This window comes from Burkholderia multivorans ATCC BAA-247, from assembly GCF_000959525.1.
In the GTDB taxonomy this organism is placed as follows: domain Bacteria; phylum Pseudomonadota; class Gammaproteobacteria; order Burkholderiales; family Burkholderiaceae; genus Burkholderia; species Burkholderia multivorans.
In genome coordinates this window covers 906,195-921,298 of the sequence record NZ_CP009832.1, presented here as the reverse complement: position 1 = coordinate 921,298, position 15,104 = coordinate 906,195, and the positions used below count along the sequence as shown (strand labels likewise).

Below are 15,104 nucleotides of genomic sequence, written 5' to 3'. Positions count from 1 at the left end.
CACGATTTATTGCGATGCAATAACCGAGAAAAGCCCGACTCCATTAAGAAATAACGAAATACGACGGGTCAATCCTCATACGAGAAAACGGTGCCGCGCAGAAACGTAACGTAACGTTTGCGAGCCCCAAGGTAACGTGTTCCGGTACATCTGCGAACGATCGTTTCGACAGCGTCGCGGACGCCGAATCGGATCGCTATAGATATTCCTTTTCACGAATATGAAAATGCACGGATAAATCGCGAATTTACTGGTTTTATGATTTCGCGATATCTTTCCGACGCCTTACGCGGTTCATCAGCGAATCGTCGTTTCAACTCAATTCGGACAGCAAAACGAAAAATTGTTAACGCCGCGATTTTGCGTCGATTCACCGGCGTCAATTGTTAACGGCAAATGCGCACGCATGTGCGCATCGCCGAAAACTCAATCGAATCGCTCGGGCCGATACGGACGCGGATCGATGTAGGTCGGCGTGCCGGTCATCATCTCCGCGAGCAGACGCCCGGTCGCGGGCCCGAGCGTCAGCCCGTGGTGGCAGTGGCCGAACGCGAACCACAGCCCGCGATGCCGCGGCGCCGGCCCGATCACCGGACGCATGTCCGGCGTGCACGGCCGCAGCCCGAGCCACGGTTCGGCATCGAGCCGTTCGCCGAGACCGAATGCCTCGCGCGCAAGCGGCTCCGCGCGCTCGAGCTGCACGCCGGTCGGCGGCGCGTCGGGTAGCGCGATCTCGACACCGGTCGTCAGCCGCAGGCGGCCGCCGTCCATCGGCGCGACGACGAACCCTTGTTCGGTGTCGCACACGGGCACGCGCAGCGGCGCGCGCGTCGGCCGGTAATGCATGTGATAGCCGCGCTTCGCGCGCAGCGGAATCCGGTAGCCGAGCGGCCCGAACACGCGCTCGGACCACGGCCCGAGCGCGACGACGACGGAGCGCGCCGACATCGCCCCGTGCGCCGTGGCGACCTGCCAGCCGTCGCGTATCTGCGCGAGCGTCGCCGCGTCGCCGTGCACGAACGTGCCGCCGTCGCGCTCGAACAATCGCGCGTACGCCTTCGTGAGCCCGCCGGGGCTCGACACCGTCTTCGGATCCTGCCAGTGGAACGCGCCGCAGAACGCATCGCCGATGCCGGGCTCGCGTGCGCGCAACGCGTGCGCATCGAGCACCGTCATCCGCAAGCCGTGCGCATGGGCGATGCGCTGCTGCGCGCGCGCCTCTTCATCGAACAGTGCGGGCGAGCGAAACGCCTCGATCCATCCGCCGTCGTGTACGAGCGGCTGCGCGTCGGTGCGCGCAAGCAGTACATCGTGCTCGACGACGCTCGCCGCGACGAGCGGCAACATGTCGCGCGCGGCCGCCGCGAGGCGTTTCGGCGACGACTCGCGCCAGAACCGCGCGAGCCAGCCCGCATACGCGGGCAGCGCACGGTAGTCCCAGTAGAGATCGACCGAACGATTGCGCGCATAGCGCAGCAACGTGCCGAGCCGGCGCGGAAACGCATACGGCACGACCGACGAACGCTCGATGAGCCCCGCGTTGCCGTGGCTCGTTTCCTCGCCGGGATCGCGCCGGTCGACGAGCGCGACGCGCAGCCCGCGATCCTGCAGGTGCAGCGCCGACGACACGCCGACGATGCCGGCCCCCAGAACGATCACGTCGAAATCCATGCTTGCCCGTCCAGCGTAGAAGGTCGATGCAGCACGCGCCGGCACCGCGGCCGGCGCCCGCCCGCGCTTACTTCGCGATGATGTCGCGCTTGAAGTACTTCTGCGACAGCGCGCTCAACGTGCCGTCCTTCTTCAGCGCATCGAGCGCGCCGACGACCTTCGCCTGCAGCGCCTTGTCGCCCTTGCGCAGCCCGAAGCCCGTGCCTTCGCCGAGCGTCGCCGGATCCTTGAGCGGCTCGCCGACGATCTGGTAGTCGCGGCCGGCCGGCTTGTCGAGGAAGCCCTCCTGCGCGGTCTGCGCTTCCTGCACGGCGGCGTCGAGGCGCCCGGCGACGAGATCCGCATAGATCTGGTCCTGATCCTGATACGACACGACCGACACGCCCGCATTGGCCCAGTGCGCCTTCAGAAAATCCTCCTGCGACGAGCCCTGCAGCACGCCGACGCGCTTGCCGCGCACGCTCGCGACCTCGGGCCGCAACGGCGAGCCGCGCTTCGCGATCATCACGATCGGAACCACGTAGATCGGCGGCGTGAAATCGATGCTCTGCTTGCGCTTCGCGGTGATGTTCATCGCCGAGTTGATCACGTCGAACTTGCGCGCCTGCAGCGCGGGAATCAGGCCGTCGAACGCGTTCTCGACCCACACGCACTTCATGTTCAGCTTCGCGCACACGGCATTGCCGATGTCGACGTCGAAGCCCTGCAACTGGCCGGCCGGCGTCTTGCTCTCGAACGGCGGATAGGCGGCTTCGATCCCGAAGCGCAACGTGGTCGGTTCCGCGTGGACGGTGACGGCCGCGCAGGCGAGCGCCGCGGCGGCGCAAAGGGAAAGCTTCCAGTTCATGACGGATCCTTCAGGTTCAGCGATGAAAGTCGGGCGCGCAACGCGACCGCGCAGGGCGACGAAGCGGCGACCGGTGCGGCGGCACCGCGTCTGCGGGCACGCTGCCGGGCACTCGAAATATAGACTCAAAGTCTACTATAGACTATAGGGGATACGATAATGCGCGGCCACTGCGCTGCGTATCGGACGCTGCATACGACCCTTATCTCTTTGATTCTTCACCGCTATTCCAAGAGACAACGATCCCGCAAGCGTAGAAAAAGAAACGCTCGCCACATCCACATTGTCTATATTAGACTTTTCGTCCACAACGAACCACGCCGGACATCGCATCGCGAGACTGTCCTGTCCGGCCCCGACCGGAGATGTCCGATGAACCCGACCGCCCCGACCCTGCCGCTGACCGTCGACGACGCGATGGTCCGCGCGGCGCTGCCGTCGCTCGACGTGCTCGGCACGCTGCGCCGCATGTTCGCGTCGCTCGCGTCCGCACGCGCGGTGCAGCCGCCGCAAACGCTCACGCTGTTCCCCGAACAGGCCGGCGACTTCATCACGTACCTCGGCGCACTGGCCGACGAACAGGTGTTCGGCGCGAAGCTGTCGCCGTACATCGTCGGCGGCGGACCGGACGGCAAACCGGTCGTCACCGCCTGGACCGCGCTGATGTCGATGCGCACGGGCCAGCCGTTGATGTGGTGCGACGCCGGACAGCTGACAGTCGAACGCACGGCCGGCACGACGGCGCTCGCGGTCGACTGCCTGGCGCCGCGCGATGCGCGCCGTCTCGCGATCGTCGGCGCCGGCGCGGTCGGCCTTGCGCATCTGCGGCATGCGGCCGCGCTGCGCGAGTGGGACACGATCTCGGTGTACTCGCCGACGCTCGCCGACGATCGCGCGCTGCAGGCCGCCGTCGCGCGCACCGATCCACGCGCACGGCCGGCATCCGACATCGCCGCGTGCGTGCGCGACGCCGATGTCGTGATGCTCTGCACGTCGTCGGGCACGCCGGTGCTCGGCGACGGAATGCTGACGCGGCCGGCGCTCGTCACGTCGATCAGCACCAACGTCGCGCAGGCGCACGAGATTCCGCCTGCATGGCTGCCCGACATGGACGTCTACTGCGACTACCGGCATACGACGCCGGCCAGTGCCGGCGAGATGCGGCTCGCGGCAGCCGAGCACGGCTGGACGCCGGAGCGCATCGTCGGCGATCTGCCCGCGCTCGTCGCGGGCACGTGCGCGGCGCCGTCGCGCACGCGTCACGCGTTCTTCCGATCGATCGGCCTCGGCCTCGAGGACATCGCGATCGCCTACGCGTTGTATACGCATCTGACGCGCGCATGAGCATCGTGCCCACGCGACGCCGATACAATGGCGCAACCGCGACAGCCGCACGCGGGCGCACGGGCACGACGACTGCCGGTGCGCCGGCCGATCGGCCGAACCCGCGGCCTGCGTCCCGCTCACCCGATATCGCGATTCCGATGCGCAAGAAGCCGTCCCCCGTCAAAGACCTGCTGCTCACCCGCTACGCGCCGATCGCGGACGGAATCGCAGCGCTGTTCTTCCCGTACGCGGAAGTGGTCATCCACGATCTGCACGACCAGACCGTGCTGTATCTGGCGAACAACCTGTCGAAGCGGGAGGTCGGCGACGATTCCGCGCTCGAGGAAATCGACCACTCGGCGCGCGAGCGCGTGATCGGTCCGTACGAGAAGCTGAACTGGGACGGCCGGCGCATGCGTTGCGTCAGCAACGTCCTCTTCGACGACGGCGGCCGGCCCGCCGGGATGATGTGCATCAACTTCAACATCGCGGTGTTCGACGAGGTGCGCACGACGCTCGATCTGTTCATCAAGGGCGCGGGCGTCGTCGCGCAGCCGGACGAACTGTTCCGCGACGATTGGCAGGAGCGCATCAACACGTTCCTGCACGGCTGGCTGCGCGAGCGGCAGATCGGGCTGAACGGCCTCACGCGCGAACACCGGCGCGAACTCGTCGAGGCGCTGCATGCGCAAGGCGCGTTTCGCGGCAAGAGCGCGGCGAACTACGTCGCGAACGTGCTCGGCATGGGGCGCGCGACCGTCTACAAGCATCTGAAACATCTGAAGGACACGCAGGGCGACGCATGAGCGCACGCGCGGCGGCGTCGCCGCGTGCATCGCGCGCTCGCGACGACGCTCGCGCCTGCGCGCAAATGCTATAGTTTCAGTTACATTTTTTCGAATGCCTGTTGCCATGCCGATCGCTCCCGCTCCGACCGCCCGCCCGACGCTGACCGTCGAAATCTGGTCCGACCTGATCTGCCCGTGGTGCTGGATCGGCAAACGCCGTTTCGACGAGGCGCTTGCCGCCTTCGCGCATGCGGACCGCGTCGACGTCGCGCTGCGCGCGTACCGGCTGATGCCCGGCCAGCCCGTCGAACCGGTCGAAGCGATGCTGGCCGGCAAATACCGGATGTCGGCGGCGCAGGTCGACCAGATGCTGCGCCAGGTGACGGACGCCGCCGCGAGCGTCGGCCTGCGCTACGACCTGCCCGGCACGCTGGTCGGCGACACGCTCGACGCGCACCGGCTCGTGAAGCTCGCGGAAGCGACCGGCCGCGCGCACGCGCTGACCGAGCGGCTGTACCGCGCGTACTTCTGCGAGCACGGCTCGCTGTTCGATCGCACGGCGCTCGCCGATTTCGCGGTCGAAGCCGGGCTCGAGCGCGCGGCGGTCGAAGCGGCGCTGCGCGGCGACGCGTACCGCGACGAAGTCGAAGCCGACGGCGCGCGCGCCGCGCAGATCGGCGGACGCGGCGTGCCGCTGTTCGTGTTCGGCGGCCGCTATGCGGTGTCGGGCGCGCAGCCGGCCGACGTGTTCGCGCAGGCGCTCGAGCAAGCGTGGCGCGACGGCGTCGTCGAACCGGGCGGCGATGCGGCAGCCGCATGCGGCCCGGACGGCTGTGCGCTGCCGCCGCGCGAATAAACATCCGGACCTTCGATCGCCGCGGCCCGCGATCGCATAACGGCACGTCGCGGCTGCATCCGCGCGCGTGCCGGCACGGCGCCGACGCCCACACGCGCGCGCGCTCACGCCGTTCGGCGACTACGCAACGCTGCTGCCACAAACCGGCAGCAGACGCGTACGAATGCCGTCTACAATCCAGCCTTTCAAATCCCTATCGGAAGGCTGCGAGCCCATGACACACGGCATCCACGGCGAAAAGCGCTGGTACGCACTGATCGTCCTCTGCCTCGGCGTGCTGATGATCGTGCTCGACAGCACGATCGTGAACGTCGCGCTGCCGTCGATCGGCACCGATCTGCACTTCACCGAAACGGCGCTCGTCTGGGTCGTCAACGCCTATCTGCTGACGTTCGGCGGCTGCCTGCTGCTCGGCGGCCGGCTCGGCGACCTGTACGGACAGCGGCGCATGTTCCTCGTCGGCCTCGTCGTGTTCACGCTCGCCTCGCTCGCATGCGGGCTCGCGCAGTCGCAGACGATGCTGATCGCCGCGCGCGCCGTGCAGGGGCTCGGCGGCGCGGTCGTATCGGCCGTGGCGCTGTCGCTGATCATGAATCTGTTTACCGAGCCCGGCGAACGGGCGCGCGCGATGGGCGTGTACGGCTTCGTGTGCGCGGGCGGCGGCAGCATCGGCGTGCTGCTCGGCGGGCTGCTGACGAGCGCGCTGTCCTGGCACTGGATCTTCCTCGTGAATCTGCCGATCGGCATCGCCGTCTACGCGCTGTGCGCGGCACTGCTGCCGCGTACGCGCGTACCGGCCGGCGCCGGGCGGCTCGACGTCGCGGGCGCGATCACGGTCACCGCGTCGCTGATGCTCGCGGTCTACGGCATCGTCGGCGGCAACGAGGCCGGCTGGCTGTCGGCGCAGACCGTTGCGCTGATCGGCGCGGCCGTCGTGCTGCTTGCGCTGTTCGTCGCGATCGAAATGCGCGTCGCGCATCCGCTGATGCCGCTCACGCTGTTCGCCGCGCGCAACGTCGCGCTCGCGAACGTCATCAGCGTGCTGTGGGCAGCCGCGATGTTCGCGTGGTTCTTCCTGTCCGCGCTGTACCTGCAGCGCGTGCTCGGCTACGGGCCGCTGCAGGTCGGCCTCGCGTTCCTGCCCGCGAACCTGATCATGGCCGCGTTCTCGCTCGGGCTGTCCGCGCGGATCGTCATGCGTTTCGGGATTCGCGGCCCGATCGCGGCCGGCCTGCTGATCGCCGCGTGCGGGCTCGCGCTGTTCGCGCGCGCGCCCGTCGACGGCGGGTTCGTCTGGCACGTGCTGCCCGGCATGACGCTGCTCGGTATCGGCGCCGGCATCGCGTTCAACCCGGTGCTGCTTGCCGCGATGAGCGACGTGGATCCGGCCGATTCGGGGCTCGCGTCGGGCATCGTGAACACCGCGTTCATGATGGGCGGCGCGCTCGGCCTCGCGGTGCTTGCGAGCGTCGCGGCGGCGCGCACCGACGCGCTGACAGCCGCGCAGATCGCGCCGCTCGGCGCGCTGAACGGCGGCTACCACGCGGCCTTCGCGTTCGGCGCGGCGTTCGCGGCGCTCGCCGCCGCGATCGGCGTCGCGCTGCGCGTGCGTCCGCCGGCGCCGGCCGACAGCGGCGTCGGCGCTTCCCTGCACTGACGCGCGACCGGCGGGCCGGCGCGCCGGCGGGCCGCCCGCAGCCGGTACGCCTGCGCACACGCGCCGCACGCCGCCGCGCGCAAGCGCTCTTCAAACGCCCGTTTCACCGCCCCGCCCCATCGGCCGGCGGCCGCGCGCCGGCCGATTTTTAACGCAGTCGTACACCGACGCGTCACTTTTGCGACAATGTCGGACTTTGATCCGCGCCGCCGCAGCCGCGCGCCGCCGCCGAACGCCCCATAACCGCCTGCTTCCGATGTCGCTTCCCCATATCGATCTGCTGTACTCCCTGTCCGGCCTGTTCGTCGGCATCCTCGTCGGCCTGACGGGCGTCGGCGGCGGCTCGCTGATGACGCCGATCCTCGTGCTGCTGTTCGGCGTGCATCCCGCGACGGCGGTCGGCACCGATCTGCTGTATGCAGCGGCGACGAAGGCCACCGGCACGCTGGTCCACGGGCTGAAAGGCTCGATCGACTGGCGCATCACCGGCCGGCTCGCGACCGGCAGCGTGCCGGCGGCCGCGGTCACGCTGTGGGTGCTGCATTCGCACGGGGTAAACGCGCCGGGCACCGCACGGCTGATCCAGCTCGTGCTCGGCATCGCGCTGCTGCTCACGTCGGTCGCGCTGATCTTCCGCCCGCAGCTCGCCGCGTTCGCCGCGCGCAATCCGCTCGCGCCGAGCCCCGCGCGCACGCTGTGGTCGACCGTGCTGACGGGCGCGGTGCTCGGCGTGCTCGTGTCGATGACCTCGGTCGGCGCGGGCGCGATCGGCGTGACCGTGCTCCTGCTGCTCTATCCGGCGCTCGCGACGACACGCATCGTCGGCTCCGACATCGCGCACGCGGTGCCGCTCACGCTCGTCGCCGGCATGGGGCACTGGCTGCTCGGCTCGGTCGACTGGTCGATGCTGCTCTCGCTGCTGCTCGGCTCGCTGCCGGGCATCGTGATCGGCAGCCTGCTGTCGGCGCGCGCGCCGGAGCGGCTGCTCCGCAATCTGCTCGCGGCGACGCTGGTCGCGGTCGGCGTGCGGCTCGTGCTCGCCTGAAACCTGCGCCATGCGGCGCGGTGCGCCGCGGCCGTCCTGGTTGCGGGCCATGTTCGCGGCCGCGGCCGTGGTCGTAATCGCGGTTGCGGTCACGGCTGCAGTCGAGCGTGTCGCGCCCCGACGGCCGCATCGCGCTTACCGCTTCTCCGGCCGCTCGGCGGCCGAAGCCGCCCCGCCCGATTCCCCCTTCAAAACGAAAAAGCCGGACAACCATCGTCCGGCTTCGCAGCAAGCGCGCGTGCGCTCAGAGCGGTACGTCGATCGTGCCGGCCGCCGCCGAAATCGCGTTCGCGCCCGGCGCACTGGCGATCGGCGGCAGGTTCGCCGTCGTCAGCGCGGGCGCCGCACCGGGCGTGCCGCCGCGCGGCACGGTGCGGATCACCTGCGACGGCGGCAGCGGCGTACCCTTCTTCAGGTGCTGCCACATCAGGTTCAGCGCCTGCAGATCGTAGTAGTGGACCGGCACGAAGCGCGTGTCGTAGCCGGGCACCGGCAGGAACGCATCGAAGTGCTGACCGTTCGTCACCTCGTAGAACACGAGCCCGCTACGGCTGCCCTCGGTGAGGCTGTTCTGCGCGACGTACGCGCGCGACGCGTGATTGACCGGCACGAGCGCGTCGCTGCGCCCCTGCACGATGATCGCGGGCTTGCCGTGCAGGTTCGCGTTCACGCGGACCGCCTCGACGTTCGCCGGCATCCCGAGCATCGCGTTCGTCCACAGCTGGCGCAGGCACAGCGCGCCGGCAAAGCTCGCGTCGGGCGTCGCGAGCCGATGATCGACGCCGGCGCCCGTATTGAACACGAGATCGATGCCGGCCGTCGGCGGTATGCCGTTGCCGGTGCCGAACACGGCCGGCATCGGCGACGCCGCGGGCGGTGCGACCGTGCCGGTCCCCGCTTGCGTCGTCGCGAAGCTGAAATTGCAGAGGTTGTCGGTCACGCGCGAGCGCGTATACGCGTTCGCATAGGTGACGGCGATCGCGGGGATCGCTTGCGAATCCCACATCGACGCGTGCAGCAGATCGGAATCGGCGAGATAACCGGCCGCATGCAGTTGCGCAAGCGCGTCGGCGGCCTGGCTCTGCGTGTCGGCGCCCGACACGAGGCCCGCGGCGGCGAGCGTCGCGCAGCGCTGCGTGCGGATCGACTGCGTGGTCGCGAGCGGCAGCGCGCTGATGTACGGCTCGCCCGCCAGCGACGCCGAAGCGGCCGCGCACGGCTGCAGCAGATTCGCGAGCGTCGCATAGTCGGCGAGCGGCCGGCCGAACGACGGCACCGGCTGACCGCCGGTTCGCACGACCGCATTCGGCGCCAGCCGCACGTTGATCTGCGGCTCGCCGACTACGACCGCGGTAATCCAGCCGCGATCGTCCTGCTCGGCGGCCGCGAGCGACGCGCCGCCGCCGTTGCTGACCGACGCGGCGATCGTCGTGATGTCGCCCGCGCGATAGCGCACGCCGCGATGCGAGCCGTCGACGAGCGGCGCGAACTGCTCGTTCAGCGCCCAGTACGCGAACTCGACCGCCTGCAGCGTCGAGCGCCCCCAGTCCTGCTCGGGATTCTGCTGCGAATGCGCGTGCTTGAACGCATAGCGGTTCGGAAAGCGGCTGTTGAACGCGGCGAGATCGCCGCTCGTCAGGTTCGCGGTGAACAGGCTCGCGTTGCCGGCGAGCACCGCGTTCGCGAGCGTGCCGTCGATCAGCGTGACGGTGTCGCTGCCGAGCTCGTGCGCGCCGTTGCCGCCGCCCTTGTCGTTGTACGCGACCGCGCAGCCGCGCTTGAGCCCCCACTCGCCGGCGGCCGAGATCGCGCCGTAGACGCCGCGCGAGCCCGACGACGTCGCGGTCACGATGCACGGCTGTGCGGGATCGAAGCTCGCCGGCACCTGCACGAGGAGCGTCACGTTCTTGCGGCCGCTACCGTCGTCGGAATAGGCGAGATACTCGGTGCCGGCGATCTTGCCCTCGCCGAGCGTGGCGTTGCCGTCGACATCGACGTTCGGCCCCCAGAAGCGGCCGTAGCCGCCGTTCGCGCTCATGTCGACGAGCGCGCGGTAGTTCGACCAGATCGCAAGACGGCGCAGCTCGGCGCTCGTCGGCCGCGACGGATTCGCGAAGCTCGGCGCGGTCGCGCTCGCGAGGCCCGTCTTGCCGAGCCCGGCCGTCAGCAGATCGTCGCTCGTGCCGTCGTACGCGGTCGTGCGCACGTTGCCCGACACGAAGCCGGGCAATCGGTTGCGCTCGCCCGTCTCGTCGCCGTTGCAGGCGCCGAGCAGCGCCGCGGTGCTGGCCAGTGCCGTGCCGACAAGCATCCACCTGCCCCATCCGTGCATCGTCATTGCCGCCCCCTCTCGATATGCTTATCGGGCCGCCGCCGTGTCGTGCAGCGCGTGCGGCCGCTGAAACGCAAACGGGCCCCGGCATGCCGGGGCCCGCACGACCCGCGCGTGCGCGGGCCCGGACGACGCTTGCGCGTCGTCGCCCGGCATCATTGCTGCTGGACCGTCAGCTTGTTCGTGACCGACGTGACGCCCTTCACGCCCTTCGCCGCTTCTCCCGCCTTGTCGATCTGAGCCTGGTCGGGCACCGTGCCCTCCAGCGTGATCGCGCCGCCCTTCGAGCGCACGACGAGGTTCGACACGTCGATCCCGCCTGCCTTCGTGATCGCCTTGCGCACCGCGTAGCCGAGCTTGCGGTTCGCGTGCTTCGCCGTCTTCGCGGCCGACTTCGACTGCGTCGCGGCGGCCGGCGCTTCGGCCGCGGCCGGCTCGCTCGACTGCGCATACGCGCTGCCCGACAGACAGGCCGCCACGGCGGCAATACCCAACGCTCTCAACACGATCGACTTCATGCTATCTCCTTGTAACTTCGGAACGGCCGCGCACAGTACGGCCGGATACCCCCAAAGGCAGCCGGCCCGCGCGCGAACGGGCGGGTCGGCCGATGATTTCCACGGCGATGCGAGAGAGGCGAGACGGGCCGGCAGCCGGCGCACGCGAAGCGGCCGGCCGGACCGGGCAGCCGCCGGGCCGGACGCGCCCGGTCTCGTCGGGTGCCGGGTCGCGCGAGTCGGGCGCGGCTGCGTCGCACAATGTAATCCAGCGCCCGCGGAAGCGCAAAGCTTTTGACGCGGCATCGCGCCGCCGCGCGCCGACGGCCGCCACGCGGCACTCGCGCGGGCGCGCCCAAACCGGTTACCATCGCCGCCAGAGCGCGCAGCGTCGCCCGTCGCGGCACTGCGCAGCGCCCGCGTCATCGATCGATCTCATGAAGCCAACCCGCCCGCAGCGGCCGCCGCCGCGCATCCTCGCCCGTTTCGTCGCGGTGTCGTGGCGCGACCTCGCGCTGTCGATCGGCCCGACCGTGCTGCTCGCGGCCGCCGCCGTGTGGCTCGCGATCCGGATGATCCAGCCCGCGCCGCCCTCGACGCTCGTGATCTCGGCCGGCCCGCCCGGCAGCACGTACTGGAACGCCGCCCAGAAATACAAGGCGATCCTCGCGAAGAACGGCGTCACGCTCGACGTCGAATCGTCGGAAGGATCCGCGCAGAACCTCGCGCGGCTGCAGAACCCGAACGCCACGGTCGACGTCGGTTTCGTGCAGAGCGGAATCGGCCCGAAGGAACGCGACGATCACCTCGCCTCGCTCGGCAGCATCGGCTACGTGCCGCTCGCGATCATGTACCGCGGGCCGGTGGTCGCGCGCCTGTCCGATTTCAACGGCAAGCGGCTCGCGATCGGTGCCGAAGGCAGCGGCGCGCGCGAGCTGAGCCTCGCGCTGCTGAAGATGAACGGGATCGAGCCGGGCGGCACGACGCGGCTGCTGCCGACGAGCGGCGAAGACGCGGCGGCCGCGCTGCTCGACGGCAAGATCGACGCGGCGTTCCTGTCCGGCGACTCGACGCAGATCCCCGTGATGGCGAAGCTGTTCCGCACGCCGGGCGTGCACATGTATTCGTTTACGCAGGCGGAAGCCTACGCGCGGCGCTTTCCGTACCTGACCGCGATCACGCTGCCGATGGGCGTCTACGATCTCGGCCGCAACCTGCCGCCCGAGGATCTGCATACGGTTGCGCCGACGATCGAACTCGTCGCGCGCGACACGCTGCACCCGGCGCTGTCGGACCTGCTGATCGAGGCCGCTCGCGAAGTGCACGGCCACGCGACGATCCTGCAGCACGCGGGCGAATTCCCGTCGCCGGTCACGCGCGGCTTCCCGCTGTCCGACGACGCGGCGCGCTACTACAAGTCCGGCAAGACGTTCCTGTATCGACGGCTGCCGTTCTGGGTCGCGAGCCTCGTCGATCGGCTGCTGGTCGTCGTCGTGCCGCTGATCGTCGTGCTGATTCCGGGCCTGCGGCTCGTGCCGTCGCTGTACGGCTGGCGCGTGCGCTCGCGGATCTACCGCTGGTACGGCGCGCTAATCGCGATCGAACGCCGCGCGCTCGGCGAGCATACGGCCGAGGAGCGTGTCGCGCTGCTCGACGAGCTCGACGACATCGAGGAAGCCGTGAACCGCATGAAGATGCCGCTCGCGTACGCCGGGCAGTTCTACGTGCTGCGCGAGCACATCGGCTTCGTGCGCGAACGGCTCGCCGCGCACGATGCCGATGCGCCCGCCGGCGCCGCGCCTCGCGCGGCCGATGCCGCGCCGCGAGTGGCCGACGCCCCTCGGGCGACTCCCGGTTCCGCATGAACGGACGATCCGCGATCATTGCTGCATGCGCGTACGGCCCGTAACATGGAGGCCCGCCGCACGCCCCACCCTCTGGAGATCGTCATGACAACCGGCCTCGACACCGCCCAACCCGCGTGGTTCTTCGACTTCGTGTCGCCGTTCTCCTATCTGCTGCTCGAACAGCACGACAAATGGCCGGCGATGCCGTTCGAACCCGTCGCGGTGTCGCTGAACGAGTTGCAGCGGCACTGGGGGCAGCGCCCGAGCGCCGACGTGCCGGCCAAGCGCATCTTCACGTACCGGCATGCGCTGTTTCGCGCGGAGCAGCTCGGCATCCGCTTCAAGATGCCGCCCGTGCATCCGTTCGATTCCGACAAGGCGCTGCGCCTCGCGATCGCGACGCGCGCCGACATCGCGACCGTGCTCGAAATGTTCCGCTTCATCTGGCGCGAAGGCAACGACCCGTCGACGCCGGCCGGCTTCGCGGCGCTCTGCGAGCGCGTCGGCGTGAGCCATGGCGACGCGCTGATCGAATTCGAAGAGACGAGCGCGCAGCTGCGCCGCAATACCGACGATGCGATCGCGCTCGGCGTGTTCGGCGTGCCGACCTTCTGGATGAACCGCCAGCTGTTCTGGGGCGAGGATGCGCTGCCGATGGTGCTGTACTGCGCGCGCACGCCGAACTGGCTCGAATCGCAGGAAGTGAAGCGGATCAGCACGCTGCCGAAGGGCCGCGCGTGATGGCGGGTATCACGCACGCGCGCGCACGGCTGCGGTAAGGTTACGCTTCGCCCGAATTGCCCCGCATCGATGGAAGACGACGACCGTACCGCCTCGCTCGACATCTGGCTCGTGCGCGTGCTGCGCACGCTGCTGCTCGAGCGCAGCGTCACGCAGACCGCGCTGCGGCTCAACCAGACGCAGCCCGCGATCAGCACCGCGCTGCGCAAGCTGCGCGAAACGCTGAACGACCCGATCCTCGTGCGCGGCAAGTCGGGCATGGTGCCGACCGAATACGGCGCGTCGCTGCTCGGCGCCGCGACGCGCGCGCTACGCGAGGTCGACTTCATCTCGACGCCGCACGGCGATTTCGATCCGTCGTCCGCGCGGCGTACGTTCCGCATCGCCGCGCCCGACTATCTGAACGATTTCTTCATGCCGACGCTGATCGAGCGCTTTCGCGATGCCGCGCCGCACGCGCATCTGGAAATCGATTCGCTGAATCCCGCGCTCGACCACGCAGGCGCGCTCGAATCGGGCGCGCTCGATCTCGTGATCGGCAACTGGCCGAAGCCCGATCCGCAGTTCGCCCGGCAGGACCTGTTCTCCGACACGATCGTGTGCCTGATGCGCGATGCGCATCCGCTCGCACGCGAGCCGCTCACGCGCGAAGCGTACGCGGCCGCCGCGCACGTCGCGCCGACGCCGTATACCGGCGACAAGCGCAACGCGATCGAGATCGGCCTCGCGCGCGCGGGCCTCGCGCGGCGTGTCGTGACGACGCTGCCGTACTTCGGGATCGTCCCGCAGGTGCTGCTGCAGACCGACCTGATCTTCACGACGACGCGTCGCTTCGCCACGCACTATGCGCAGCTGCTGCCGCTCGTCGTCGTCGCGCCGCCGGTGCCGTTTCCGCGCATCAAGAGCTATCTGCTCACGCATCCGCAGCCGGACCGGCCGACCGACATCGCGTGGCTGTGCGCGCTGATGCAGAGCGTGTCCGACGAACTGACCGCCGCACGCGCACGCAAGCGCTGAGCCCGCGCGCGTGGCACGCGCGTCACGCCGCGCAGAACGTTTCCTGCAGATGCGTCCAGCGCACCGCGCCCGCGGCGTCGCGTGCGAACACGGCGGTCGAACGGCGCGCCGGCAACTCGCCGGACGCCGCGTGCTGCGCTTCGACGTACGCAACCACGGCATGCGACGCGTCGGCCGCAAGCACGCGTACATCCGACAGCGTAATGCGCAGCCCCGGCTTCGCGCCGCCGAGCGTCGCGAACAGTGCGCGCAGACCGTCGCGATCGACTGCGCGGCCGTCGGTCATGATCATCGTGAAGTCGGCGGAGAAATGCGCGAGCAGCGCGTCGAGCGCGGCCGGCGCCGTATCGACGCCGGACAGCCAGCGCTCGATGGCGACGATGCTCGCGTCGAGCACGTCGAGATAGAGGCGGGAATCGGACATGGTGCGTACACGAAAAGGCGCGGCCGGACGCCGCGCATGCCGTGCAGTGTAGGGAA

At 69.5% G+C, this 15,104-nt stretch carries 13 protein-coding genes; 8 read left to right on the top strand and 5 right to left on the bottom strand.

The window, feature by feature from the left end; genetic code table 11:
• Positions 1-426: 426 nt before the first annotated feature.
• Positions 427-1,671, bottom strand: coding sequence for an NAD(P)/FAD-dependent oxidoreductase (locus tag NP80_RS16670; RefSeq protein ID WP_006410764.1), 1,245 nt, complete (start codon positions 1,669-1,671; stop codon positions 427-429).
• A gap of 67 nt (positions 1,672-1,738) precedes the next feature.
• Positions 1,739-2,518: an ABC transporter substrate-binding protein gene (locus NP80_RS16665; RefSeq protein ID WP_006406365.1), complete on the bottom strand. Its 780-nt coding sequence runs from the start codon at positions 2,516-2,518 to the stop codon at positions 1,739-1,741.
• A gap of 372 nt (positions 2,519-2,890) precedes the next feature.
• Between NP80_RS16665 and NP80_RS16660 the strand changes: the two genes are divergently transcribed.
• From NP80_RS16660 to NP80_RS16640, 5 genes are all read left to right on the top strand, one after another.
• Positions 2,891-3,862 (top strand): ornithine cyclodeaminase family protein, encoded by a 972-nt coding sequence (locus tag NP80_RS16660; RefSeq protein WP_006410761.1) that lies wholly within the window; start codon positions 2,891-2,893, stop codon positions 3,860-3,862.
• Positions 3,859-4,650 (top strand): helix-turn-helix transcriptional regulator, encoded by a 792-nt coding sequence (locus tag NP80_RS16655; protein WP_006410760.1) that lies wholly within the window; start codon positions 3,859-3,861, stop codon positions 4,648-4,650. Before NP80_RS16660 ends, NP80_RS16655 begins: the two co-directional genes overlap by 4 nt.
• Before the next feature lie 106 nt (positions 4,651-4,756).
• Positions 4,757-5,488, top strand: coding sequence for a DsbA family oxidoreductase (locus NP80_RS16650; protein ID WP_006410766.1), 732 nt, complete (start codon positions 4,757-4,759; stop codon positions 5,486-5,488).
• A 214-nt stretch (positions 5,489-5,702) separates the two neighbouring features.
• Complete coding sequence (locus NP80_RS16645) at positions 5,703-7,145, top strand: DHA2 family efflux MFS transporter permease subunit (protein ID WP_045593944.1); 1,443 nt, start codon at positions 5,703-5,705, stop codon at positions 7,143-7,145.
• Between the two features lie 256 nt (positions 7,146-7,401).
• A complete protein-coding gene (locus tag NP80_RS16640; protein WP_035948463.1) occupies positions 7,402-8,190 on the top strand; it encodes a sulfite exporter TauE/SafE family protein in 789 nt (262 codons plus the stop codon).
• A gap of 244 nt (positions 8,191-8,434) precedes the next feature.
• Here the strand turns inward: NP80_RS16640 and NP80_RS16635 are convergent, their stop codons facing one another.
• Together NP80_RS16635 and NP80_RS16630 are read right to left on the bottom strand one after the other, a co-directional pair.
• On the bottom strand, positions 8,435-10,528 hold the full coding sequence (locus NP80_RS16635) for a D-(-)-3-hydroxybutyrate oligomer hydrolase (protein ID WP_035948466.1): 2,094 nt from the start codon (positions 10,526-10,528) through the stop codon (positions 8,435-8,437).
• 149 nt (positions 10,529-10,677) lie between these two features.
• The gene (locus NP80_RS16630; protein WP_006401521.1) at positions 10,678-11,040 is read right to left on the bottom strand and encodes a BON domain-containing protein; all 363 of its coding nucleotides are present in this window, start codon (positions 11,038-11,040) and stop codon (positions 10,678-10,680) included.
• Between the two features lie 416 nt (positions 11,041-11,456).
• Between NP80_RS16630 and NP80_RS16625 the strand changes: the two genes are divergently transcribed.
• From NP80_RS16625 to NP80_RS16615, 3 genes are all read left to right on the top strand, one after another.
• Positions 11,457-12,884: a TAXI family TRAP transporter solute-binding subunit gene (locus NP80_RS16625; RefSeq protein ID WP_006401522.1), complete on the top strand. Its 1,428-nt coding sequence runs from the start codon at positions 11,457-11,459 to the stop codon at positions 12,882-12,884.
• 84 nt (positions 12,885-12,968) lie between these two features.
• Positions 12,969-13,607 (top strand): 2-hydroxychromene-2-carboxylate isomerase, encoded by a 639-nt coding sequence (locus NP80_RS16620; protein WP_006401523.1) that lies wholly within the window; start codon positions 12,969-12,971, stop codon positions 13,605-13,607.
• A 69-nt stretch (positions 13,608-13,676) separates the two neighbouring features.
• Entirely contained in the window at positions 13,677-14,624 is a 948-nt protein-coding gene (locus NP80_RS16615) for a LysR family transcriptional regulator (RefSeq protein WP_006406373.1), read from the top strand.
• Positions 14,625-14,646: 22 nt separating this feature from the next.
• On the opposite strand, the gene NP80_RS16610 is transcribed toward NP80_RS16615, so the two are convergent.
• Positions 14,647-15,048 (bottom strand): nuclear transport factor 2 family protein, encoded by a 402-nt coding sequence (locus NP80_RS16610; protein WP_006401525.1) that lies wholly within the window; start codon positions 15,046-15,048, stop codon positions 14,647-14,649.
• Positions 15,049-15,104: the final 56 nt, after the last annotated feature.